This is a genomic window from Pseudomonas sp. S3_B11 (genome assembly GCF_054667715.1).
Map to the genome: position 1 here is coordinate 6,793,646 of NZ_CP162749.1, position 25,578 is coordinate 6,819,223.

A 25,578-nucleotide genomic window follows, 5' to 3' on the forward strand; every position below is an offset into this window, starting at 1 on the left:
CTGCCCGTTTTTTTTGCGGCATCCAAAAAAGCCTCGATTCTTGCGTTTCACAAATATTTTTCAGGGGCTGTCGGCCAAATCGTCCTGGCTCATCTAAGCTGAATTTTCCTGGAATATGCGCCAAGTGCCTTCTCACACGAATGCGGCCAACCCGGCTTGCGGCACCGCTCAGCAGCCAGGCGGGAGGAAAGGATGCCGAACGTGCTGGTGGTGGTCTGGGACTTCGATACACGCAGATTAAGAGTCCCCGTCGAGAATAGCCTTCTCTGCATACAGCTTAGAATCGGGGCTTTGCTGTACATGGCGAGAACTGCCTTCGCCAAACATATCGATCGACATCAACTGGATTATTGTCTTGTCGTTGCCCCCGAGTATCTTTTCTCCAAGGAAATGCCTGTCTCGTTTATTTCGGAGGAAGAAAAAGAAATCATCCGTGCAATATTGATAGATATTTCAAAGATAAATCCATGGCTGATACTGGTCCCAGGCACGACGCTTTGGTTCAAGTCAATGTTGCGTCCAGATTCCAGGAAGCTGAAAAGGGGAACCCAGCAGTTGAAATCATGGGGACAGGCCAGAAATATCAACAAGGCAAAATATGGTGCGGAAATAGATGCGGTTGTGAATGAAATCCCGGAGCGGGACCGCATGAACAAAGGGGTTTATGGCGATTATGCAAAGGCTACGAAGGCGCGGATCGCAACAATCGAAACAGATGGTTCAGAAGCCGGCAGCGGAATCGTTAGAAATACAGGCTTCATCATTTGGAATGGAAACGTTTTTTACCAGCATAAACGTTACCCCAACATAGGAAACGATGGGCTGGAAGAACTGAATGACGCGCAGTTCTGGGAAGATAAGATATTCATGCCGGGCAGTTATCGGGAAACCCCAGCGATCCATGGGCTGCAAATGGCTTTGGAAATATGCGCAGAACATTTCATTGGCGCGACGGTTCTGCATAAGAACAACGTCTTGGATTTCCATATCCTGGTCTCGGCCAGTATTGTTCTCGATAAAGGTCGTGTAGGCGTAAAGCATGGGGGGTATGTGGTTCATGCAGATTCAGAGGGCAGTGCAGTTTACCGGCGCGAAGGCATGAACCTGGTTCAACTCCAAGCCATTGATGAAACCGAAATAGGCTTGTTGGGTGTTGAAGCCGGCCGCGTCAGGAGTTTTGTTTGCGCGTTTGCCTAGACCAAGCCTGACCTCGATGTGTGAAATTCAGAGCCGCGCTTACCCCGGGTATTGAGTGACTGAGCGTTCGTGACCCACCGCCATAACAGGCATTTCGCAGCTCCCACTGTGGGAGCGAGCTTGCTCGCGATAGCGGCACACCAGTCAACATCAAAACCACTGACTCACCACCTCGCAAGCAGCTCACCACGTCCCGCTTCCCTTCATGCCGCCGACGGCGACAAATCTAAACCCCGTGTGGCTCCCCACCCTGCATTGGCCTTTGCGCAGAACGCGCAGGCTCAGTTGACCAATCCCTCTATGCATTGCTTTCGCCCGGTGCCCCGTTACGCGTGCCTTCCACCGAGTAGCGTTCAGAGCACCGACCGAGCAGGCAACGTCGTCGATCTCACCATGAACTAACTTCTGCAAACGTTCACAGCTGAAACGTATCAGCTCAAAGAAAAAATCAAATTATGCACAAATGCATTTTTAAGCTTGACCCGCATGCATAACCCCCTATAAGGTGGCTTCACTGTATGCACATACAGTATTTCTGAATCGTTATTTATTTGAATCCATTCATGGACGAGGTATTACCTTATGAAAACCAACACTGAAAAATTTGGTGTAACCCCCCATCAACCCAGCCTCTGGACCCGCGCTGATGCGTTGAAAGTCCGGGCGGATGATCCCACCACCACTCAACCGCTGGTCAGCGCGGATTTCCCGGTACTGAACAACGACGTGTTCATCTGGGACACCATGCCCCTGCGCGACTTGGACGGTAACGTGACGTCCGTCGATGGCTGGTCGGTAATCTTTACCCTGACGGCCGATCGTCATCCAAACGACCCGCAGTACCTCGACGAGGACGGTAACTACGACATCCTCCGCGATTGGAACGATCGTCACGGTCGGGCAAAGATGTACTACTGGTTCTCTCGTACCGGCAAGAACTGGGAATTCGGTGGCCGCGTGATGGCCGAAGGCGTTTCGCCGACCGCTCGCGAATGGGCCGGTACGCCGATCCTGTTGAACGACCGAGGTGAAGTGGACCTGTATTACACCGCCGTCACCCCAGGCGCGACCATCGTCAAGGTGCGCGGTCGGGTAGTGACCACTGAACATGGTGTCAGCATGGTCGGCTTCGAGAAGGTCAAGCCGCTGTTCGAGGCTGACGGCAAGATGTACCAGACCGAAGCACAAAACGCGTTCTGGGGTTTCCGCGACCCATGGCCTTTCCGCGACCCGAAAGATGGCAAGCTGTACATGCTGTTCGAGGGTAACGTGGCCGGTGAGCGCGGCTCGCACAAAGTAGGCGAGGCAGAAATCGGCGATGTGCCGCCGGGTTATGAAGATGTCGGCAACTCGCGCTTCCAGACCGCCTGTGTCGGCATCGCCGTGGCCCGCGACGCGGACGGTGACGACTGGGAAATGTTGCCGCCACTGCTGACCGCCGTCGGGGTAAACGACCAGACCGAGCGCCCGCACTTCGTGTTCCAGGATGGCAAGTACTACCTGTTCACGATCAGCCATACCTTCACCTATGCCGACGGTGTAACCGGGCCGGACGGCGTATACGGTTTTGTCGCGGACTCGCTGTTCGGCCCTTACGTGCCGCTGAACGGTTCCGGCCTGGTGCTGGGTAACCCGTCCTCGCAGCCATTCCAGACCTACTCGCACTATGTAATGCCAAACGGCCTGGTGACCTCCTTCATCGACAGCGTACCGACCGACGAAACCGGCACGCAGATTCGTGTCGGTGGCACCGAGGCGCCAACGGTGGGCATGAAAATAAAAGGGCTGCAGACGTTCGTGGTGGCCGAGTACGACTACGGTTACATCCCGCCGATGCTCGACGTCACCCTCAAGTAACAGCAACACAGGGGTTTCAGGCAGCGGGTTTGCGGTCGATGACAAAACCGTCGTGGATATGATCGAGATATCCCGCCTGATTCATTGCGACGTTGCTCGCAAGCCCCATTGAACAACGCGTCGTAACCCTCTTCGCGACTGGCTGCAAGGATGCAGCCGGTCGTGAATGCATTCCCCAGCGACATACGTACACAAGCTCCTCTGTGGGAGCGAGCTTGCTCGCGATAGCGGTGCATCAGCCACATTCCAGCCCGCTGTTTATCGTGACTCCACGAGACTAGCCACGACCGACATCGCCTTGCGCCATTGCCTACAACTACGCCAGAATCCGCCGGCTTGTGCGTCTTGGAGGGCGTCGGTAGTTTGAGTCCTGTCACTGAGCATCAGTGATCGGGTTTAGTCGCCCGTCTCAACCTAAGGTGTACCAAGTCCCGTCGGACAGGCTGTGCTGTTCCTGTATTGATGGTGGCTGTGCGCAGGGCGCCCCCGGGCGCGCCGGGATTCTTAGGTTCACCGGTCGACTAACCTGCGCACAGCTGCCGCCCTCTCGTTTAGTCGCGAGGTGGTTGCAGCATCACTTAAGGAACCTAAGTCGATGGCAAAAATTACACCGAACCCTCCGACCACAGATGAGCATGTGTCTCGCGCTCAATCTGCTCGTAACAATAAGCTTGATGACGCTGCCAACCGGGCGTTGGATTACTACCTGAAGCCTACGCCGAAGGAAGAAACGTCTGACAAGCCCAACACCATCTTCCGTATCGCACCGGATGTTGATTCGGAGTGTCTGCTTGCCAATCTCAGTGAAAACCTGGCTTCGGCGAATGCCATGATCAGTGATTTGGCGTTTGGTCTTGAGGGCTCACGACGGCATTTTGCGTTGGGGATTTTGCAGGTGATTGAGGTGAGTGAGCTGTTGGCGAATCGGGCTTTGGATATTGTTGAGGTGAGGTAACAAGGGGCCGCGCTTACCCCGGGGTATGAATAAAAGGTCTTGCATGGCAAGGCCTTTTTTGTATCCCGAGAGCCCCGAAACGACTAGCGTCAAAATTGTCCAACTACCTGTTGGATAATTGTCCACGTCAGCAGACATCAGTGGGTGCAGTGAGCCGCAAGCCAGCTGGGTCAATCTTCCACGAAGTAATCGCTATCCAAGTGCTTCACTTCGTAAACCTGTTTGACGTTACAACCTAAATTGTTTTCGACCATCAGCCTTGCCAGCTCCAGCCCATCGATCAACACCACTTTGATATCCAGGCTCATGGCGGCCTCACGGGCTCCGTTGGAAAAGTCCGAAGTGGTAATGAACACACCCTTACGGGCGCGTTGGCGGGTGAGCGCGCCGATGAACTTGTCTATTTCCGGGCGGTGTACGGTGTAGGTCCAACGCTTGGCTTGCAGGTAGATGACGTCCAGGCCGAGCTTGTCTTCCTTGATGATTCCGTCGATGCCGTCGTCGTTGGTTTGTTGCGTCGCGCGCCCTGCTTCCTTGCGTGAACCGCCGTAGCCCATGGCGATCATCAGATCGACTACCAGTTGCTCGAAAAAGTTGGTGAAGCTGCACGCACCAGGGCTAGCAGTTCATCCGCCAATGATTGCGTCAGCGCCTGGTGCGCTGCGGCCAGTTGCTCGTCGGGAGTCGCTTGTTCGACCGGTTCGCTCTGCAAGGCTAACGCTGGGTCATCGGCGGGACTGGTCGTATGGAACGCGGCGAATTCAGGGTATTGCTTGAGCCACCTAACAGTAATACGTGCCGGCCCGCTGTTCAGCGCCTCTCGACCGCGTTCGGTGATTTGCACCAGTCCCTTTGCCGGAATGCTCAGCAACCCCGCCTTATTCAGATAGGTGCGCGCCCAACCGACTCGATTGTTAATGACCGTTTGCTTGCCGGAAGGAAGGCGTTCGCTGCGCTCCTCCTCGCTGAGCTGAAACTCGTTGGCGATGCGTTCGCGAAGCTCACTTAGGGCTAGCGGAGTATTGTCGGCGACGGTGGCCAGGATCGGTCGCATGACGCTCTGAAAATCCGGGATGGGCATGAGTAACTTCCTGTTCAGTTGCCGGGGCGTATTAAAGCAGGTGCGGATCCTGGTTGTCGTGCGCCTATACCTTCACCCTAAATAGTGACTGGTGTGGCTGGGCCGGAGACTTACTGATATCGAGCGTCTGCAGCATCAGTGGATACCTGCCTGATCTGCGCAAGGTGTGTTCCCCAACCGCTTTGTGGTGGCGCGATCGACCTTAAGCCTGGAGTTCGAAAGGTCACGAGCAAGAGAAGAGCTTCAGACCCCTTCAACTTCGATCCCATGTTCTGCCAACCATGTCTTGCGCTGTGCATAGTCAGGCATGACGCGCTCCAGGCGGAGCCAAAATTCTGGGGTGTGATGTGGCTCTTGCAAGTGCACCATCTCATGCACCACCACATATTCCGCAATGGGCTTGGGCAGCAGGATTGTTTTCCAGTGAAAGTAGAGCTGTGCGCCTTTGCCACAGGAGCCCCAGCGATAGCCCAGATCCTGCACACGCACACCGCTGGGGATCAGGTCCATGCGGGCTTGGTGGTTCTTGACGCGTAAGGCCAGCCAGTTGCGGGCATGTTCGCTGTACCAACGGATGAAATGTTCGCGGGCTCGTGGCAGTTCGCTACGCAGCAGGCGGAAGCGACCGGCAGAAAGTTTCAGTGGCACATCCTGCTCATCAACCAGTTTGAGGCGATAACTTCGACCCAAATACAGAAACCCCTCTCCGTCGACGTATTCCTTGGTGGGGATTGAGCGCTGCAGGCGTTCCTTTTCGGCAAGACGCGAGTAAATCCAGAAGCTTTTTTCCGCTACGAATTGCCGCAGCGCTTGCTCCTCAACCTCTGGCGGGGCAGACAGGATAAGTGCGCCGTCACGCTCGACAGTGATCTGTAGCGTCTTGCGCCGCGCGCTGCGGCGTAGCGTCAGTTGCAGATCGTTTACGGTGAGGGTTTGATTGCTCACAGCTGCATCAACCGTTCATGGCTGGCTCTCGCTTGATCCATAAGGCGGTCAGACAGCACCCCCGCAGTATCGCTATCCACCAAGGGCGGACGCAGTCGCATTAGATAATCGAATAGCTGCCCGGCCAGCTCCTCCTGTGCCGCTCGCTTGCGCGGGCTCCAGATATCGCGGTGGCTTTGGAGTTCGCCCACCAACAGGTCGACCAGTTCCACTGTCACATCTTTCAAACGCAGCAGCTCGGCGGGCTGCGGATTGGCGTCGGCACACACCACATCCAGCAGGGTGCGCAGGAAGGGGGCATAGTGTTCGGGCAAATCCAGGGGGTTGTAGTCATCGCTCATTTGACCGCTGCGCAGCTCGTTGATGATCTTCTGCATCTGCTCAACCAACTGATCCCACTGCTCGCCCAGCGACTTGAGCAGCTCGTTCAGGCGTTCGGACAGCTTGCGATAGAGCACCGGATCTTCATCAGTATGCTTGCGCACATGCGAGCGAATGGCGTGCTCCATCTCTGAGGCCTTGGCGCGGTCGTTGACGCTACGCGACAACTGCTTCTCGAAGTCTGCATCGGTGAGCTGGATTGGCGGAATCTTCGGGTCGATGCCCAGCGAAATAACGTGATCGTCGATTAGCTTGCGCACCTTGGCGCCGACATCCTTGCCCAGTTGCGGCAGGTCCTTGTAACGCCCACGCGCACGTGCATGGATATAGGCCAGGCGCTTGGCATCCTTGACGAAGGGCAGACCCTCGGGGCGTGGCAGCACGGTGTCCAATGAGTTGAGGAACGCTTTGAGTTTTACCGCAAATTCGGCGCGCACCTTTTCCGACTCCAGTGCGGCAATGCAGGCTTCGGCATCTTCCAGCGACTCGATGCCCTGGCGACGCAGCACATCCACCACGCGAAGATGACGATCGCGCAGTACCGGCACCTCGTCCTTGATGCTGCTCAGCGCACCTTCGATATCCTCGTCGGCATAGGCTGCCAGCGCTTCGCGCAGGTGGTTGGCGACCCCGTAGTAATCGACCACGATGCCGCAGCGCTTGCCGAAACCAGTACGGTTGACCCGCGCAATGGCTTGCAGCAGCTCGGCTTCCTTGATTGGCCGGTCAAGGTACATGACCCCTTCGATGGGGGCGTCAAAGCCGGTGAGCAACATAGATTTAACGATCAGGAAAGCCAACGGGTCGGCCTTGCCTGGCTGCTCATGATTCAGGGGCTTCTTGAAACGCTGGATCAGCAGCTCGTGCTTGCTGCCATCCGTCCAGGTTTTCCACTCGGCCGGATCGTTATTTGAGCCAGAAATAATCGGTGCGAACTCCAGGCCGCGTAGCCTGTCGCGATAGCGCCACGCCTGCACGCGCGCCTGCAGCTTGGGTGGACGCTGGCAGAGTGCTTCATCGTCGAGGCCCTTGTCGGCTGCTGGCAACGCTTCGGCCTCGGCCAGCAACTGATCGCGGGCGGCCTGCAGCGCGTGGAAATAGCGGATTGCCGCAATCCGGCTATAGGCTACAACCTGCGCTTTGTAGCCATTGGGCAGGATATTGGTGACGTAATGTCTGAGGATGTCGCGTGCCTTATCAGCGATCAGCGCGGGGGCATCAAAGATATGGCCTTTGGTGGCGTATTTTTTCTTGATCAGCTCCAGCTCGTCCTGACTGTGCTCGCGGAACAAATCCTCGAACAGTTCATCCAGACTCGCCCCATCTTTCAATGCGCCCTGGGCAGTGCGTCCTTCGTAAAGCACCGGCACTGTTGCGCCATCTGCCTCAGCTTCTTTGATGGTGTATTTGTCGATGAATGCGCCGAAAATTTCGTGGGTGCGTTTCTTATCGCCCATGATGATCGGTGTACCGGTAAAGCCGATGCGCACACAGTTGGGCAGGCCCGCCAGCAGGTTCGCCTGCAGATCGCCGGCCTGGGTGCGGTGCGCCTCATCGATCAATACCAGAATGCTTTCGTCGTGGTTGAGCACCTCGAATGGTTTGCTGACCAGATAGGGCGCGCGCTTTTCTGCGGCTTTGAGGGGGGCCGCAGCTTGCGCAGGGATCGGCGCCTCCCCATCTTCCTCCTGTTCGGGATTGCGATACTTCTGGATGGTAGCGAATACCAGGCCGGGGCCCTGGCGACGAGCCAAGGCTTTAACACCCTCGATATTGGAGGCCACCTCCGGCAGTTCACCGCTCAGCGTGGCGGTGGCGGCGAGCTGGTTTTGCAGGTCTTTACGGTCAGTGACCACGATGATTTTGAAGCGGCGCAGCTGTGTATCTGTGCGCATCTTGCGCACCAGAAATACCATGGTCAGGCTCTTGCCTGAGCCTTGAGTGTGCCAAACGATGCCGCCGCGCTGGTCGCTCTCGCCATGCTCGACGCGTGTCTGCCCGCGTTTCATGCGGATCACCGTGCGGTTCACCGCGCGGTACTGCTGGTAGCGGCAGACCGTCTTGATGGTCTGCCCGCCAACCTGCATGAACAGCATGAAATGCCGGATCAGATCGAGCAGGTGGGCCGGCGTCAGCATGCCTGCCACCAGGCGCTCCTGCTCGGACAGTTTGGCTTTGCCTAGCTGCTCGGCTACTGACTGCTCGCTGCCGCTACCTTCCGGGCCAACCACGGTTTTCCATTGGGAGAAATGCCCGAAGCCGGCCCCAATGCAGCCCACTCGTGCTTCGTCGTAGCTACTGGCGACCAGCAGCTGCACGCTAGCGAACAGTGTTTCGTTGCCCTCGTTGTCCTCGACTTCGAAGGCTGCCTTGCGCTGGTTGCTGTAGCGGCGCAATTGATCGACAGCTTCGGCCAGCGGTTCTGGAATGGAGGGGCTCTTGCACTCCACCACTACCAGCGGGATGCCGTTCACCAGCAACACCAGATCCGGAACGATAAATTTCTTTCCGCTGCTGTACCCCGGTGGGCAATCCACTCGGAACTGGTTGATCACGCTGAAGTGGTTATTGGCCGGGTTGGCCCAGTCGATGTACTGGATGGTCTGACCACGTCCGCCTTCCCAGCCCTGGAGGCCGTCGACAGTGATGCCTTTGAGCAGCAGTTCAGTGACTGTCTGGTTGGCTTCCATCAGCTTGCCGGCGCCCACGCGGGTAATGGCCGCCAGTGCTTCGGCAATGCGCTGCTCATCCAGCCAGGGCTGACCGTCGCGCAGGTTGATGGCACGCAAGCGCTCGGCCAGTGCAGCCCGTTGAATCACTTCACTGAAACTGCTGCGGCCAGTGATGGCCGGGTCGTCGAGGCTGCCCTCGGTATGCTTCCAGTTCAGCCCCTGTAACTGAGCCACAAAGGGTTTTTCGACGTCTTCCAATTCCCAGCCCACGGTTACTCCTTTAATCCAGTTCAGGCATGTATGGGCTCATACAGGCTCATAAGCGGCTCATAGCGGCTCATAGAATTTTTAGCCGAGCTTATAGACCGACCAGCGTCGTTCACCTTGCTGTATCAGTGTGCCCTTGTCTTTCATGCGCTTGAGCAGTTTTGCCGCTTGATCAGGCGAGAGCCGACAAAGATCCATTACTTCAGCGCGCTGAATCTGCCCATGCTGCTGCACGTAGTTCAACACCATCTGCTCATGTTGAATGGGTGTGAAGCCTGCCTGGCGGGTATAACCGGCCTTGTCGCCCACGGCCTGGTACAGACTGGCTGACAGAGTGTAGCTGCGCCCTCGGGTAGAACCGTGGGCCTCGACCAAGCCGGCTTCGGTCAGGGCTTCCAGGGTGCGTTTGGCACTGGCGGTGTCGCGCTGGATCTGTACGGCCAGTTCGTCGGCCGTGACGCGCTTGGTTTCACGCAGGGCGGCCAGGGCGATCAGGCTGTCAATGGGCAGCTCGGCATTGGTGGCGCGCTCGTGCTCGACTACCAAGCGGCGGAAGTCCAGGTCGGCCTCTGCGGTGGGTAGGCGCAGCACTACGCTTTGGGCGGTGGTGTAACTGTAGTCCGGGGCCGGTCGGCCGAACTTGAGCATGCCGCGGAAAATCTTGTCCACGCCTCGGCCGGAGCGTTCGACCACACCGACGCGCTTCATGGCGTCGGCCAGGGCCGGGTTGCGCGGGCGCGGTTCGGTCACCAACAGGTTGGCCAGGGTGACGCCATCTACCAAGCCACCGGGATTGCTGACCACCAGGGCATCGTCCTCCAGGCGCACATGCACTGCGCCTCTGCCGTGGTAATCGCGATGCACCAAGGCATTGGCTACGGCTTCACGGAAGGCGCCGAGGTCAACCTTGGGCACTGGCACGCGAAATAGACCGACCTGTAGCTCTTCTTCGGGGTTGTAGGGGCGGAAGTTGGTTTCCAGCCAGTCCAGTGCCTTGAGCAATGGGAAGCGGCGAAACTCGTTGAAGCGCACCGCCTGCTGGGCCAGCACCTGGAAAGCGAACTCATGGGTGGGCACCAGTTGGCGCAGGGAGGTTTCCCGGCCGATCAGTAGCAGGCCGGTAAGCGTCGGCACGCGCGTACCGTCCGGCTGGCGCGCAGTGAACAGTAGTGCGCCGTCCAGGGCTTCATCGTCCAGTTCCAACAGCACGCGGTCGCCGCCGTATTGCTGCACCGCCTGGCGCAAGCGCTCACGCTCCAGCGGGTCGAGGTCGGCCAGGGTGGCGCCGGCCACCGGCTGGGCGGAGACGTCGAGCAGGCCGAAACTGCTTGCGCGGCTGTTGCGCTCATGGGGCAGCATGGCTATGCATTCGGGAGTGCCGTCGTGTTTCAAGCGGCGGCGTAGATAGACGCCGCTGGTGGTGGCCACTTCGCTCTGGGTTTTGGGTACATGGATGCGAGCCACGGTCACGCCATCCAGGTCGTGCGCCTCGGCCTGTACGTTCAGCGACGGCGAGGTGCGCGCTGCGACCATGCCGGCTAAGCCCTCCAGCAGGTGATGCTCCGCATGCAGGCCGGTGGGCGTACCGTCGTCCTCGACGCCCAACCACAGTTCGCCGCCCTCAGAGTTAGCAAGACACGCCAGCGCCTCGATCAGGTCGGAGTCGGACAGCTTCTTGCGGTCACTCTTGAACTCGACGGTGAGGGATTCGTGGGGCGGTAGGCGCGGGGTCATCTCAGGCTCCCATTTGTCTAACAGGCTGTTGGTCGATAGGTGCAACAGGCACTGATTCCAACAGCGGAGTGACACGCACGCGGCCGGTCAGCAGGTCGTCCATCAGGCCGGACTTCATACTCTGGAGTTTGCCGAGTTCGGCTTCCTCTGCGAGAAGTTTGGATTCATAAGCCGCGATCCGGAGCTCTATTCGCTCTTGCTCATCAAGTGGCGGAACACCCGCATTCACGCTGCCAAGCTCTCCCCGCGTCACATGCAGAAATGAGTCTTTGAAGCCATGAGCTGCGTCCTCAATATTCATCTGCCGAAACCTGAGAAGGCGGAACAGGAACATTTTGGAGACAAGGCTCACTTTCGGCAGAACTCTGAATATGTGTTGATTCAGGACTCCCTCCGGGCCATCCCAGAGCCTCGCCCCAAAAGAAACCCCACGTTGCCCAGACCAAGCGAACAGTAGATCGCCGGGATGTACATGCCACTTTTCCTGTATTGCCCCTGCGTAGTAGTTGAAGTCACGCGAGCCGTTCAGGTTCTGGATTCTGATGATGGGAAAGCCGCTATCTGTCCACTCAGCAGCATCGAAGGTGTTGCCGTTCAGGTATTCAGCCAGTACTGAAAACTCCCTGCATTCCCACTCCCTCGGTATCCACCCCAACGGCGACTCCTTGTAGAGTTGCGGCTCGTCACTCTGTGGCGGGCGCAGTTGGCCGTTGGCGTCGATGCCGCGGGTAAGCAGGTCGTACAGCAGAGCCTGCTTGACGGCTTTGAGCTTGTCGATCAGCGCCTCGGTGTCGCGGATGGCAGTGTCGAGTGTGTCGAGGATTTGGACAATGGCTCGTTGCTCACCTTGGGAAAAATCCCTGACGAGGAATTCATCAAAGAACTGGCGTTGCACGCGCTGCTGGCCGGCAGAGCCAACCATTTGCCGCTCCGCAGACTGTCGGAAGCCCCGGCTTTGTGTAACGTGAAACACGAAACGTGGGTGAATGCCTTGCCTTGCGCGTAGTACATGGAACTCCGTGCTGCCAAAACCAATACTGTTTCGTAGTCCTTGCGCGTGTGCACCCTTGCCATTTTCGAGGCACGGCGTGATTTTGGCGACAAGCACGTCGCCTTCCTCGAATGCGGTAAATCCAGCCGTTACCGAGCGTAGCGGTCGTGTTTGCCTGGTGATCCAGTCCCCCGACTCCGATACGTCGCCCATTGGAATGAACGAAACCTGATCGGTACCAGTGATTTCCTTTGGAATGCGGATGCCGGGGTTAATCTCGGCAATTGCCGAAAGTGCAGTCTCAGACATACCCCAGTTCCTTCAAGAACCCCTGCAATGCCTCTGCCGCCGCATCACGATTCTGCTCAATCTCGTTTAGTGTTATCCGATACTTGTCCCACCAGTTCTCAAAGGCGACGACGACGTGCTTGCGCTGGGCTGCGATATAACTCTCGACGATGGCCTGCATATCGTTGTGCAGAATGGTGAGCAGCAACTCGGCGGCTTGTGGCTCGTCCAGCCCTTCGACGGCCTGATTCAGATGGCTTGCGAAGTTTTCCTGCTGGGCCTTGAGCTGCTTTTTCACCTTGGTTAGCTCTGCTTTCCAGGCCTTGAGTTGGGCTTCGTCAATGGAGTTTTCCTCGTCATCGGCATCCGCTGCGCTGTCGGCCTCGTCAGCCCCTTCCACTTTGGCTGGGGCGGCAGCCTTGAGCTGGTTGTCCAGTTCGGCCTTTTTGGCCTCCAGTTCGGCCAGCCCGCCAACGAAATCGCCGAGCAGAAACTTCACTAGCTTGTGCTCCAGCGGGCTTTGCTTGCTGGTCTTGTCTTCCAGGGCGGTGATGATGCTGGTGTGCCAAGCGTCGATTACGCCCCGGCTACCGCGAGCCATCAAGCCAAGGAAGTCGTATTTGCTCTGGTACCAAAAGCCCGCGACGATGCCCCTGACTTGGAAGGGGTCGAGCAGGCCGATGCCTTCCAGCGTCTGGCTAAAACTGGCCAGCAATTCACCGCGCAGTTCGACCAGTGCAGCGCTGTTATCTAGCTTCCCTGCCAGTGCGGTGATACGCGGGCTGTGTTCGTGCCACCAGCGCTCGAAGGCCTCACGGAGGGCGGCCTCCTTGACCAGCAGGCCTGCATTGCTTTCGATGGCCGGCTTGAGGTCGGTGCGGCGGGTCAGCTCGCTGTGAAAATCGAGATACTGTGCGTCGCGCGCCACGAAGAGGTCCTGCGGGTCGAGGCCGTGGGCGGCGAATAGCGGAGCTTTCGCTTCGACTTCGGCCTTGGGTACCCCGCCCAGCAGGTGAGCACGCACATCATGTGGCTCGGGTGGTGGTGCGTTATCCACATAGCGGCGGATATTCAGGTTGTAATCATTGGCGCGCAGTGTGGCGATATCCACCACGTCGCTAAGACCGTCGATCCGGCGAAATTCGTCGAAGGCGGTGGTGATCTTCTCAATGTGCTCGGGCAGCAGGTAGTTTTGCGCACGGCCCTCGAAGCACTCGCGGTCGGCGTTGATAAACAGCACCTTGCCCTGGCGCTCGGCAGGCTTGGCGCTGACACGGTTGGCGCTTTCCTGCTTTTGTTGGCGCAGGATGAGGATGCATGCCGGAATGCCGGTGCCATAGAACAGGTTGGCCGGCAAGCCGATCACGGCTTCGAGCAGGTCGTTTTCGATAATTCCAGCGCGGATGCCGCGCTCCTCACCGCCCCGGAACAGCACGCCATGGGGCAGTACGGTGGCGATCATGCCTTCGTCACGGGTGACGGCAAGCATGTGCTGGAGGAACATCAAGTCGGCCTTTTTCGAGCCCAGCGGCACCTCGCCGAAACGGAAGCGCTGCTCGCGGAATGTCGGGTTCCAGGCCAGGCTGCCATCCTGGCTCTTCTCGGTATGGCCCCAGTTGATGGAGAACGGGGGGTTGGTGAGGATGCGGTCGAAGCGGCGCAGTTCGCCGCCCTCGATATGCCGAGGGTCGGCCAGGGTATCTTCGTTCTCCAGCCAGGCGTTGCTGATGCCGTGCAGCAGCATGTTCATCTGCGCGATGGACCAGACGGTGCCGTTGAATTCCTGGCCGAACAGGTTGGCCTTGCGGCCATCTTCGCCGTGCTCTTCGATATATTCCTTGGCTGCGATCAACATACCGCCCGAGCCACAGCAGGGGTCGTAGACATCGTGAGCCAGGGTCGGCTTGAGCAGGTGCACCATCAGCCGCACAACAGAGCGCGGCGTATAGAATTCACCACCTTTCTTGCCGGCCGAGTCGGCGAACTCGGCGATCAGGTACTCGTAGGCTGCGCCGAGTAGATCAGGGAATTCGAAGTCACTGTTGCGCAGGCGCACGTCACCGAAGTGGGTGATGAGTTGGCGCAGCTTCTGATCGGGAATCTTGCTCTGGCCTACCTTGCGGGTGAAGTCGATGTGCTCCAGTACCCCTTCCAGGGAGACGTTATTTTCCTCGATGCCACCCAGCGCCTTGTTGAGCAGGTTGCCGACGTTGATGTGCGCTTCGTTGAGCAAATATTTGAAGCGCGAATGGCTGGGCACCCAAAAATTACCGTCACGCTTGTACCAGCGCGGATTTTCCGCCGAGACAAAGGCCTCGGCCTTGCTCTTGCCAGCGTTTATCTCATCGGCAACGACCTGCTCATAGCGCTCCTCGAATACGTCGGAGCAGCGCTTGAGGAACAGCATGCCAAAAATGTATTCCTTGAACTCCGAGGCATCCATCTTGCCGCGCAGAATATCGGCAGCCTTGAACAGATGGCGTTCCAGTTGTTGCAGCGTGAGGGGCATTGCGGAATCTCTTGTGGGCACTCAGGAGCGGATGCCGATCCTGATGGTATTAAATGCCGGGGATTGTATCCCAATCCAAGCTTTGCACTGAGCAGTCTCGGTTGTACGGGGTCAGGTTGGGTGGCGCAAGACAGGATGCCCGGATGCTTACGCTTAAATGCCGTCGCTGCGAAGACAAGTAAAGATCTCAGACGTTAAAAAGCCGGCTTATGGCCGGCTTCTCGTTGACTGATTCAGCTCGTTTTTGACAAACCTTACCAGCCTTCAAAACGTACATCCGGCTCTTGCGGCCGGCTGTGGGACTTGGTCAGAAAGTGATCTGCCTTGTCGGTGCGAGGCGTGGGCTCGCAAATGTGGGGCGGAGGATACGCGGGTTTGGTTCAGAATCCCAGAGGTAAGTGGTGTGGAATCATTGGGTTAGGGGGAATTCAGATAAAGAGCAGGGGGCTGCTGCGCAGCCCAGCGGGGATAAATCCCCTCGCCACAAAAGCTCCTGCCACAGCTCTTGCTACAGTTCCTGCCACGGTTTCTGGTCTTGGGTGGGTTAGTCGGACACCGGCGGTCTCTGTTTGTTGAGGGTTGACCACCAGAACACCCAGCCGATCACGTGAATGTGTTGCGCGTCGATCTGTTCGGCGCTGAAGACTTCGTCGGGATACGCAGCGCTGTTGTGGCTGCGCAGGCGCAGTCGGTTGCCGGGGATTCGGTGGAGGTATTTGATGCGCAGCATGCCGTCGTGCTCAAGCGCATAGATCTGGCCGTCGACAATTTGGGTCAGGCCGCGGTCGATGGCGAGGGTGGAGCCGTCGGCGATGCGTTCGGCCATGCTGTCGCCGACCATGGTGATGCAGATGGCGTCGCTGGAGTTTATTTCCAGGGATTCGAGGTGGCTGCGGGGCAGGCGGATGGATTGGTCGGGGATTTCGGTGATGTGGGTTTTGGTTTCGCCGGGGGCGATGGGGACTTCCTTGTAGAAGGGCAGTTCGATGTCCGTGGGTTCCACCACGCTGTAGACGCCATCGTTTTCGGCCGCCTCATAGGTGGTGCCGGGGCCGAGGCCCAATGGGGTCTGTGGGCCTTCGCCGTGGGCGAGCCATTCCGGGCTGACGGTCAGCAGGCTGGCGATGCTGTGGATGCGCCCGGGTGGGATGCCACGGTTGAACCAGTTGTTCACGTGTTGGGATTTCACGCCGTATAACTTCGCGAAGTCGGCGGAACGGATGTTCGCTTCTCTTAGAAGGGCTCTGAAGCGGTCGCCACTGGAAAGTATTTTCATAAACGGAAAGTTTAGGGGCGACTGTGTTTTCGGCAATAAACAAGTCGTTCAAATATATAAGACGATCTTTCCGTTTGCAGGATTTGAAAGGCGCGGGCTAAACGTGGTTACACAGTGTTAATACAGTTTCGTATTGGGAACCATTAAGACATAAAAAAACCCCGGGGCAAACCGGGGTTCTTTATCAAGTTTGTTTCAGCCTTTGTAGGCGGCAACCGACTTGGTGATCGCTTCGCGGGCGGCATCAGCACCGGCCCAGCCTTCGATCTTGACCCACTTGCCTTTTTCGAGATCTTTGTAGTTCGCGAAGAAGTGCTCGATCTGCTGGATCAGCAGCGGTGGCAGGTCGGTGTATTCCTTCACGTCGACGTACAGTTGCGACAGTTTGTCGTGTGGCACTGCGATGACTTTGGCATCGCCGCCGCCGTCGTCGGTCATGTTCAGGATGCCGACTGGACGGGCGCGGATGACCGAGCCTGGGGCAACTGGGTAAGGGGTCACGACCAGCACGTCGAGGGGGTCGCCGTCGTCGGCCAGGGTGTTGGGGATGTAACCGTAGTTGGCCGGGTAGAACATGGGGGTGGCCATGAAACGGTCAACGAACAGGCAGTCGCTGTCTTTGTCGATTTCGTATTTGATCGGGGCGTGGTTGGCCGGGATTTCGATCGCGACGTAGATGTCGTTCGGCAGGTCTTTGCCAGCCGGAATCTTGCTGTAGCTCATTGGGCGGTGCCCCCGTTAGTTGACCAAATGACTGGTCGGATTGACCAAAAAGTGGCGGCGATTATAGGCATATTCAGCCGCTGTTGCCACGTTACCAGGGTCGTAGAGACCTTAGTATGACGCCTGATAGACCGGATCTTCGGCTTGAAGTTGCCGCAGCCGGGCCAACGGATCCTGGCGGTAGAACGCCTTGAGCTGTTCATACACCCGTGGATAGGCCTGGTGCAGCAGGTCCGGGGCGCTGAAGAAGTATTCGCTGGTGACGGCAAAGAACTCCGCCGGGTTTTCCGCGGCGTAGGGGTCTATGACGGTTTCTGCGTCGGGGTTGTGGTCGAGTTGGCGGTCGAGGTCGTCGAAGGCTTGTTGCATGGCGTCGGCCCAGTCGCTGACGCGCATGTCGGCGTGCAGCGGTGGCAGGCCGTTGGCGTCGCCGTTGAGCATGTCGAGTTTGTGCGCCAGTTCGTGGATCACCAGGTTGTAGCCGTCCCAGCCGCCGCTGGCCATCACGCCGTCCCAGGCCAGGATGATCGGGCCTTGGGGCCAGGCTTCGCCGCTGTGTTCGCCGTCCCATTCGTGCTCGATGCCGCTGGCGTCGCGGTAGCGCTGGGGGCTGAGGAAGTCGTCGGGGTAGAGGACGATTTCGTGGAAGCCCTGGTACCAGTTCAGTTCGCCCAGGTGCATCAGCGGCAATTGGGCCTGGGCGGCGAGCAGCAGGCGTTGTTCCTGGTGCAGTTCGACGCCGGGCAGGGCGGTGAGGTGTTTGTCGTGCAGGAACAGTACGCAGGCTTCCCGCAACCATTGGTCCTCGGCGGCGCTGATGCCGTCGAGGAAGCTCAATTGTTGGCGCACTCGCTGCCAGGTGTCCTCGGCCACGGGGTGTTTGGCGAGGGTGCGTCGGCGGCGCCAGTTGCTCAGGGACCACATGGCGATCAGCGTGGTTGGGCTTTCGAGGCGCGCTGGCTCAGTTTGCTGCGCACCAGGCTGATGATCATCGGCAGCAGCGACACCAGGATGATGCCGACGACCAGCAGCGACAGGTTCTGCTTGATGAATGGCACGTTGCCGAAGAAATAGCCGAGGGTCACCAGGCCGCCGACCCAGAGGACGGTGCCGAGGACGCTGAAGCCGAAGAAGCGCAGATAATTCATCTTGCCCACGCCGGCGACGAAGGGCGCGAAGGTGCGGATGATCGGCAGGAAGCGCGCCAGGGTCACGGTTTTGCCGCCGTGTTTGTCGTAGAAGTCGTGGGTTTGCTGCAGGTAGTCGCGGCGGAAGATTTTCGAGTTGGGGTTGCTGAACAGTTTTTCGCCGGCGGTGCGGCCGATGAGGTAGTTGGTGCTGTCGCCGAGGATCGCCGCGAGCATCAGCAGGCCGCCCAGCAGGACTGGGTCCATGGCGCCACCAGCGGCGACGGCGCCGGCGATGAACAGCAGCGAGTCGCCCGGCAGGAAGGGCGTGACCACCAGGCCGGTTTCACAGAAGATCACCAGGAACAGGATGGCGTAGACCCACGTCCCGTAGTTGGTCACCAGCATGTCGAGATAGACGTCGAGATGCAGAATGAGGTCGAGGGGATTGAAATCCATGCATAGCACCTGTGGTGGCGGCCCGACTCGGCAGGCTTGTGGGTCTGGCTTTGAGTATGGCTACAGAGTGTGTAGCTTTTTCTTACAAGCCGGGAAGAGCGGCATTATACGGCGAGGATTGTGAAGCGCGTGTTGAGTTTGTAGCGGGGGATTTCGGTGGTTTTGTGGGCAGTGGAGCATTTTGTGGGGGGGCTTGCTCGCGATGGCGGTGGAGCAGTCAGTATTGATGTTGCCTGACGGACCGCTATCGCGAGCAAGCTCGCTCCCACAATGGGAACGGGGTACGACTGGGAGAGCCAGGCCGGCTGTCAGGCCGCCTCGCGAGCAAGCTTTGCTCCCACAGGTCTGACGGGTGTATGAGCGGGAGAATCAGGCTGGCTGTTAGGCCGCCTTCGCGAGCAAGCTCGCTCCCACAATGGGAACGGGGTACGACTGGGAGAGCCAGGCCGGCTGGCAGGCCGCCTCGCGAGCAAGCTTTGCTCCCACAGGTCTGACGGGTGTATGAGCGGGAGAATCAGGCTGGCTGTTAGGCCGCCTTCGCGAGCAAGCTCGCTCCCACAATGGGAACGGGGTACGACTGGGAGAGCCAGGCCGGCTGTCAGGCCGCCTCGCGAGCAAGCTTTGCTCCCACAGATCTAACGGGTGTACGACCGCAAGAGTCTGGTCGGCCGTTAGGCCGCCTCGCGGTGGATGTTGATCTCGGCGCCCCGTTAACCACGCTGGCCGGAGAGAGGGCATGCCGAGCCTAGGCGAGGCACCAAGTGGTGGGGCAAAAGCGTTTTGCTTACTTTTGCGCTTTTCAAAAGTGAGCCGCCGTCAGGGCGGAACCCTAAGCCGCCATCACCGCAGCAATGGATATGTCCCCAACCATCACATCCAACATTGCTCCGAACGGCTCAGATCCCCTCGCTGATCGGCAACACGTAGTTCTTGAACTCGGTGTCTTCCTTGAACCCAATCGACTCGTAGGTCTTCTGCGCCACGTCGTTATTGCTGCTGGTGGAGACGCGCATGCGGACGGCGTTGGTTTCCTTGGCCATTTTTTTCGCGGTGCGGATCAGGTTGTCGGCCACCAGTTGGCGGCGGGCGTCTTCGGCGACGTAGATGTCGTTGAGGATCCACACGCGCTTGAGCGACAGCGACGAGAAGCTTGGGTAGAGCTGGCAGAAGCCCAGCAATTTGCTGTCGTCATCATCGGGCAAGGCCAGGTAGATCACCGACTCCTTGCGGCGCAGGCGTTTTTCGAGAAAGGCTCGGGACGAATCCGGGTAGGGCAGGGAGCCGTAGAATTCCCGGTATTTGACGAACAATGGGGTCAGCAGGTCCAGGTGTTCCAGGGTCGCTTGGATAATCCGCATGGTAGGTCTCGTCTGCAAAGGTCGACAGATATTCAGACAACAACATCGCGCTGCCGTGCTTTTGATGCTGCCTGAAAGCGGATCAAAAACGCAATCGGATAAACGGATCAGTTTCGGGGCGGCGCCAGTAGGAAGTTACCTTTCATATCGGCAGCGTTTTCCGAATCCAGAGTGTGAACCTGGGCTTCGTCCTTCAGATTGACCCCCGAAAGCTGGCGGCGACAGGCTTCGCGCATCAGGTATATCAGGCGGTGGGCGGCCATGCCGTAACTCAAACCTTCGAGGCGGACATTGGAGATGCAGTTGCGATAGGCATCGGTCAGGCCGACCTTGGGGGCGTAGGTGAAATACAGCCCCAGGCTGTCGGGGGAGCTGAGGCCGGGGCGTTCGCCGATCAGGATCACCGACATTTTCGCGCCGAGCCGCTGTGCCACTTCATCGGCCACGGCAACGCGGCCTTGCTCCACTAAAACTATTGGCGACACAGACCAACCGTCAGCAGCGATCTGCTCTTCCAGCCGCGCCAGGAACGGCAAGGTATGGCGATGCACCGCCAGCGCCGACAGGCCGTCAGCCACGACGATGGCCAGATCCACGCCGCCAGGGTGGGCCGCCGCGTAATCCTCCAGGACCTGCGCGGAGGCGTCGTCGAGCCGTCGGCCCAGGTCCGGGCGCTGTAGATAACTGTGTCGGTCGGCCGCCGCGCTGTGGAGCAGCAGGCTTTCACGGCCGCGCTCGCTCAGTTGGGCGCGAATGCCCTGGTGATCGAACGCCAGGTGCACCGCATCGCGGGCCTGGGCGTGGGCGTATTGGAAATCCAGTTGCGCCTGGGTCGGCAGACTGGTGCCGGTGCGGCCCAGGGCGATGCGCGCCGGAGTGAGGTTGCGCAGGTTCAGCCAAGGGTTTTGTGGATCGACAGGTTTTTTGTCCATGGGCAGTTCTCTCATCCCCAATGCGGCTTATCCCAAATGAGCTAATGCGTGACGAAACGCCGGTGGCAGGTTGTCGCCGAACCGCACCCGGCCATCGGCCTGGGTGAAGATGCCCATGTTCGCCAGCCATGTTTCGAATTCCGGCGCCGGTTTCAGGCCCAGGGTCTGGCGGGCGTAGAGGGCGTCGTGGAACGAGGTGGTCTGGTAGTTGAGCATGATGTCGTCGGAGCCGGGGATGCCCATGATGAAGTTGATCCCGGCCACGCCCAGCAGGGTCAGCAAGGTGTCCATGTCGTCCTGGTCGGCTTCGGCGTGGTTGGTGTAGCAGATGTCGCAGCCCATCGGCACGCCCAAAAGCTTGCCGCAGAAGTGGTCTTCGAGGCCGGCGCGGATGATCTGTTTGCCGTTGTACAGGTACTCCGGGCCGATGAATCCTACAACCGTGTTCACTAAAAACGGGTTGAAATGCCGTGCCACGGCGTAGGCCCGGGTCTCGCAGGTCTGTTGATCGACGCCGTGGTGGGCGTTGGCTGACAGGGCGCTGCCCTGGCCGGTTTCGAAATACATCAGGTTGTTGCCCAAGGTACCGCGATTCAGGCTGAGCCCGGCGTCGTAGCCTTCTTTCAAGACGCTCAGGCTGATGCCGAAACTGGCGTTGGCCGCTTCGGTGCCGGCGATGGACTGGAACACCAGGTCCAGGGGCACGCCGCGGTTCGCCGCTTCGATGGAGGTGGTGACGTGGGTCAGCACGCAGCCTTGGGTGGGGATGTCGTAGCGCTGGATGATGGCGTCGAGCATTTCCAGCATCGCGCAGATCGAGGCGGTGCTGTCGGTGGCCGGGTTGATGCCGATCATGGCGTCGCCGTTGCCGTAGAGCAGGCCGTCGAGGATGCTCGCGGCGATGCCGGCGGGTTCGTCGGTGGGGTGGTTGGGTTGCAGGCGGGTGGACAGGCGCCCGCGCAGGCCGAGGGTGCCGCGGAACTTGGTCACCACGCGGATCTTTTGCGCCACCAGCACCAGGTCTTGCACGCGCATGATCTTCGACACGGCGGCGACCATTTCCGGCGTCAGGCCCGGGGCCAGCGCCCGCAGGCTCTGTTCATCGGCGGCGTCGCTGAGCAGCCAATCGCGAAAACCGCCGACGGTGAGGTGGCTGACGGTGGCGAAAGCTTGTTTATCGTGAGTGTCGACGATCAGCCGGGTGACTTCGTCGACCTCGTAAGGAATCAGCATTTCTTGCAGGAAATGGCTGAGGGGCAGATCGGCCAGGGCCATTTGCGCGGCCACGCGCTCACCATCGTTGAGCGCGGCGACCTCGGCCAAAAAATCCCCGGAACGCGCCGGGCTGGCCTTGGCCATCAGGTCTTTGAGGCTGTCGAAGCGATAGGTCTGGGCGCCGACGGAATGGGCGAATGCGGCCATGGGGCGGTGTCCTCCTGGTTCTCTAAATACTCAAATACACCGCAGATCCAACCCTGTGGAAGAACCCAGTGAGAGAGCCCAGTGGGAGAGCCTTGTGGAAGAACCTTGTGGGAGCAAGCTTTGCTCCCACAGAGCCCCTCCCACAGAGCCTTCCCAAGAGTTTTCCCACACAGGAAGGGAACTGTGTGCACTTTTAAATAGCAGGCACCAGGCCCTCGGCCCGGTGCCGGTGCAACTTCAGATACCTGTGAGCATAGCGTCCGCCGGTGCATCGGAGCGTTGCTTGGCGGTCAGTTGGAAATACAGGTAGCCGACCATCATGAACGCCAGGAACACCAGCCCGATCACGGTGTTGAACCACGCCATCGCCACCAGGCACACCACCGCCAGGAACAGCGCAATGCCCGGCACGATCGGGTAGCCCGGGGCGCGAAAGGTGCGTTCCAGGTTCGGTTCGGTCTTACGCAGCCTGAACAGGCTGAGCATGCTGATGATGTACATGACGATGGCGCCGAACACCGACATGGTGATCATCGCCGCCGTCAGCGTCATGCCTTGCAGGTTGACCAGGCCATCGCTGTAGATCGCCGCGATGCCGATGACGCCGCCGGCCAGGATCGCCCGGTGCGGGGTCTGGAAGCGCGACAGCTTCGCCAGGCCTCGGGGCAGGTAACCGGCCCTGGCCAGGGCGAAGAACTGCCGCGAGTAGCCGAGGATGATCCCGTGGAAACTCGCCACCAGGCCGAACAGGCCGATCCACACCAGCATGTGCATCCACGTTGAATTGTTGCCGACCACGGCCTTCATGGCCTGGGGCAGCGGGTCGTTGATGTTCGACAAGGTGCGCCAGTCACCCACGCCGCCGGCCATGATCATCACGCCGATGGCCAGGAACACCAGGGTCAGGATGCCGCTGACATAGGCGCGGGGAATCGTGCGTTTCGGGTCCTTGGCTTCTTCGGCGGCCATGGCCGCGCCTTCGATGGCGAGGAAGAACCAGATCGCGAAGGGGATCGCCGCGAAAATGCCCGGGATCGAGGCGAGGCTGAACTCATTGGAGCCGGCCCAGCCGTTGAGCACGAAGTTACTGAAGCTGAAGCCCGGCGCGACCACGCCCATGAACACCAGCAACTCGGCGACCGCCAGCACGGTGACCACCAGCTCGAACGCCGCGGCAATGCTGACGCCGAGGATATTCAGGGTCATGAACACGATGTACGCGCCGACCGCCGCCAGCTTGGGGTCCAGCTCGGGGAATTGCACGTTGAGGTAGGCGCCAATCGCCATGGCGATGGCCGGGGGCGCAAAGACGAATTCGATCAGGGTGGCGATCCCGGCGATCAACCCGCCTTTCTCGCCGAAGGCCCGTCGGCTGTAGGCGAAAGGCCCGCCGGCGTGAGGAATCGCGGTAGTCAGTTCGGTGAAACTGAAGATGAAACAGGTGTACATCAATGCCACCATGAGGGCGGTGACGAGAAACCCGAGGGTCCCTGCGGTGCCCCAGCCGTAGCTCCAGCCGAAGTATTCACCGGAAATCACCAGGCCGACGGCGATGCCCCATAAATGCAGGGTGCCGAGTGTGGGTTTGAGTTGAGTGGTAGAAGTCATAAGTCCTCTCTGTCTTTTTTATTGTTTGATCTGTTGGACTTTCGGGATTGCTGTGGAGCGGGCACGCAAGGCTCATGCCAGAGCGGTGGGACGGCGTTGTTGTTTGATTTTGATTGTTCCCACGCTCTGCGTGGGAACACAGCCAGGGACGCTCCGCGTCCCAAAGAGCCGAACGCGGAGCGTCCGTAGAGGCATTCCCACGCAGAGCGTGGGAACGATCAGCCGGGCGCAATTTCCCGCAGGTTAGAAGAACCCCAACGGATTGATGTCGTAGCTCACCAGCAAATTCTTGGTCTGCTGGTAATGGTCGAGCATCATCTTGTGCGTCTCACGACCCACGCCGGACTTCTTGTAGCCACCGAACGCGGCATGCGCCGGGTACAGGTGGTAGCAGTTGGTCCACACGCGACCGGCCTTGATTGCCCGGCCCATGCGGTAGGCGCGGTTGATGTCGCGGGTCCAGAGGCCGGCGCCGAGGCCGAACTCGGTGTCGTTGGCGATCGCCAGGGCTTCGGCTTCGTCCTTGAAGGTGGTGATGCTCACCACTGGGCCGAAGATTTCTTCCTGGAACACGCGCATTTTGTTGGTGCCCTTGAGCAGGGTCGGCTGGATGTAATACCCGGTCGCCAGGTTGCCCTCGAGTTTTTCCACCTTGCCACCGGTCAGCAGCTCGGCGCCTTCGCCCTTGGCGATTTCCAGATACGAAAGAATCTTGTCGAATTGCTGCTCGGACGCCTGGGCGCCGACCATGGTCTCGGTGTCCAGCGGGTCGCCGCGTTTGATCTGCAGGACTTTCTTCATCACCACTTGCATGAATTCGTCGTAGATCGACTCCTGCACCAGCGCGCGGGATGGGCAGGTGCAGACTTCGCCCTGGTTGAAGAACGCCAGCACCAGGCCTTCGGCGGCCTTTTCAATGAAGCTCGGCTCGGCTTGCATGATGTCTTCGAAGAAGATGTTCGGCGACTTGCCGCCCAGTTCCACGGTAGACGGGATGATGTTCTCGGCGGCGCATTTCATGATGTGCGAGCCCACCGGGGTGGAACCGGTAAAGGCGATCTTGGCGATGCGCTTGCTGGTGGCGAGGGCTTCACCGGCTTCTTTGCCGAAACCTTGCACCACGTTCAGTACGCCAGGCGGCAGCAGGTCGCCGATCAGCTCCATGAGCACGCAGATGCCCAGTGGGGTTTGCTCGGCCGGCTTGAGCACCACGCAGTTACCGGCGGCCAGGGCCGGGGCGAGTTTCCAGGCGGCCATCAGCAGCGGGAAGTTCCACGGGATGATTTGCCCGACCACGCCCAGCGGTTCATGGATGTGGTAGGCCACGGTGTTGCCGTCGATCTCGGCGGCGCTGCCTTCCTGGGCCCGCAGGCAACCGGCGAAGTAGCGGAAGTGGTCGGCGGCCAGGGGGATGTCGGCGTTGAGGGTTTCACGCACGGCCTTGCCGTTGTCCCAGGATTCGGTGATCGCCAGCACTTCGAGGTTGGCTTCGATGCGGTCGGCGATTTTCAGCAGGATCAGCGAACGGGCCTGGACCGACGTGGCACCCCAGGCATCAGCGGCAGCGTGGGCGGCATCCAGGGCCTTTTCGATGTCTTCGGCTGTGGAGCGCGGGAATTCGGCAATGACCTCGCCATTGACCGGGGAAGTATTGGTGAAGTACTGACCTTTGACAGGCGCGACGAACTCGCCGCCGATGTAGTTACCGTATTTGCTCTTGAACGAAACGATAGCGCCTTCAGTACCGGGGTGAGCGTAACGCATGATGAGTTCTCCTTGGCTTTTGTGCTTATACG

General features: G+C 59.2%; 19 protein-coding genes. 3 read left to right on the plus strand and 16 right to left on the minus strand.

The window, feature by feature from the left end; translation table 11 throughout:
• Positions 1-192: 192 nt before the first annotated feature.
• The 3 genes from AB4O22_RS30475 (at position 193) to AB4O22_RS30485 (ending at position 4,009) form a co-directional block, all read left to right on the plus strand.
• Positions 193-1,197, plus strand: a complete 1,005-nt coding sequence (locus tag AB4O22_RS30475; protein WP_460095726.1) for a hypothetical protein — start codon at positions 193-195, stop codon at positions 1,195-1,197.
• Between the two features lie 582 nt (positions 1,198-1,779).
• A complete protein-coding gene (locus AB4O22_RS30480) occupies positions 1,780-3,054 on the plus strand; it encodes a glycoside hydrolase family 68 protein (protein ID WP_460095727.1) in 1,275 nt (424 codons plus the stop codon).
• A gap of 595 nt (positions 3,055-3,649) precedes the next feature.
• Positions 3,650-4,009, plus strand: coding sequence for a DUF6124 family protein (locus AB4O22_RS30485; RefSeq protein ID WP_046065533.1), 360 nt, complete (start codon positions 3,650-3,652; stop codon positions 4,007-4,009).
• A gap of 170 nt (positions 4,010-4,179) precedes the next feature.
• Here AB4O22_RS30485 and AB4O22_RS30490 read toward each other — a convergent pair whose 3' ends face one another.
• The 16 genes from AB4O22_RS30490 to exaC all read right to left on the minus strand — a co-directional run bounded on the left by AB4O22_RS30490 (position 4,180) and on the right by exaC (position 25,546).
• Positions 4,180-4,575, minus strand: coding sequence for a restriction endonuclease (locus AB4O22_RS30490; protein WP_460095728.1), 396 nt, complete (start codon positions 4,573-4,575; stop codon positions 4,180-4,182).
• 8 nt (positions 4,576-4,583) lie between these two features.
• Positions 4,584-5,090, minus strand: a complete 507-nt coding sequence (locus AB4O22_RS30495; RefSeq protein ID WP_460081593.1) for a winged helix-turn-helix domain-containing protein — start codon at positions 5,088-5,090, stop codon at positions 4,584-4,586.
• Between the two features lie 243 nt (positions 5,091-5,333).
• A complete protein-coding gene (locus tag AB4O22_RS30500) occupies positions 5,334-6,035 on the minus strand; it encodes a M48 family metallopeptidase (RefSeq protein ID WP_460095729.1) in 702 nt (233 codons plus the stop codon).
• A complete protein-coding gene (locus AB4O22_RS30505) occupies positions 6,032-9,358 on the minus strand; it encodes a type I restriction endonuclease subunit R (protein WP_460095730.1) in 3,327 nt (1,108 codons plus the stop codon). Before AB4O22_RS30505 ends, AB4O22_RS30500 begins: the two co-directional genes overlap by 4 nt.
• 78 nt (positions 9,359-9,436) lie before the next feature.
• Positions 9,437-11,089, minus strand: coding sequence for an ATP-binding protein (locus AB4O22_RS30510; protein ID WP_460095731.1), 1,653 nt, complete (start codon positions 11,087-11,089; stop codon positions 9,437-9,439).
• Position 11,090: 1 nt separating this feature from the next.
• Positions 11,091-12,389: a restriction endonuclease subunit S gene (locus tag AB4O22_RS30515; RefSeq protein WP_460095732.1), complete on the minus strand. Its 1,299-nt coding sequence runs from the start codon at positions 12,387-12,389 to the stop codon at positions 11,091-11,093.
• On the minus strand, positions 12,382-14,877 hold the full coding sequence (locus tag AB4O22_RS30520) for a type I restriction-modification system subunit M (RefSeq protein ID WP_460095733.1): 2,496 nt from the start codon (positions 14,875-14,877) through the stop codon (positions 12,382-12,384). Before AB4O22_RS30520 ends, AB4O22_RS30515 begins: the two co-directional genes overlap by 8 nt.
• Positions 14,878-15,421: 544 nt before the next feature.
• Complete coding sequence (locus AB4O22_RS30525) at positions 15,422-16,153, minus strand: LexA family transcriptional regulator (protein ID WP_460095734.1); 732 nt, start codon at positions 16,151-16,153, stop codon at positions 15,422-15,424.
• Between the two features lie 195 nt (positions 16,154-16,348).
• Positions 16,349-16,876 carry an inorganic diphosphatase gene (gene ppa, locus AB4O22_RS30530; RefSeq protein ID WP_003205933.1) on the minus strand — a complete coding sequence of 176 codons (528 nt, stop codon included), beginning with the start codon at positions 16,874-16,876 and terminating at the stop codon, positions 16,349-16,351.
• A gap of 111 nt (positions 16,877-16,987) precedes the next feature.
• The gene (locus tag AB4O22_RS30535) at positions 16,988-17,800 is read right to left on the minus strand and encodes a M90 family metallopeptidase (RefSeq protein WP_057452269.1); all 813 of its coding nucleotides are present in this window, start codon (positions 17,798-17,800) and stop codon (positions 16,988-16,990) included.
• A 5-nt stretch (positions 17,801-17,805) separates the two neighbouring features.
• Positions 17,806-18,462: a DedA family protein gene (locus AB4O22_RS30540; protein ID WP_003205927.1), complete on the minus strand. Its 657-nt coding sequence runs from the start codon at positions 18,460-18,462 to the stop codon at positions 17,806-17,808.
• Positions 18,463-19,358: 896 nt separating this feature from the next.
• Positions 19,359-19,820, minus strand: a complete 462-nt coding sequence (locus tag AB4O22_RS30545) for a GNAT family N-acetyltransferase (protein ID WP_013694280.1) — start codon at positions 19,818-19,820, stop codon at positions 19,359-19,361.
• A 107-nt stretch (positions 19,821-19,927) separates the two neighbouring features.
• The gene (gene eutC, locus AB4O22_RS30550) at positions 19,928-20,752 is read right to left on the minus strand and encodes an ethanolamine ammonia-lyase subunit EutC (protein WP_003205922.1); all 825 of its coding nucleotides are present in this window, start codon (positions 20,750-20,752) and stop codon (positions 19,928-19,930) included.
• A gap of 27 nt (positions 20,753-20,779) precedes the next feature.
• Complete coding sequence (locus AB4O22_RS30555; RefSeq protein WP_003205921.1) at positions 20,780-22,174, minus strand: ethanolamine ammonia-lyase subunit EutB; 1,395 nt, start codon at positions 22,172-22,174, stop codon at positions 20,780-20,782.
• 237 nt (positions 22,175-22,411) lie between these two features.
• Positions 22,412-23,782, minus strand: a complete 1,371-nt coding sequence (gene eat, locus AB4O22_RS30560) for an ethanolamine permease (RefSeq protein WP_460095735.1) — start codon at positions 23,780-23,782, stop codon at positions 22,412-22,414.
• Positions 23,783-24,025: 243 nt separating this feature from the next.
• Positions 24,026-25,546, minus strand: a complete 1,521-nt coding sequence (exaC, locus tag AB4O22_RS30565; RefSeq protein WP_003205918.1) for an acetaldehyde dehydrogenase ExaC — start codon at positions 25,544-25,546, stop codon at positions 24,026-24,028.
• Between the last annotated feature and the right edge of the window lie 32 nt (positions 25,547-25,578).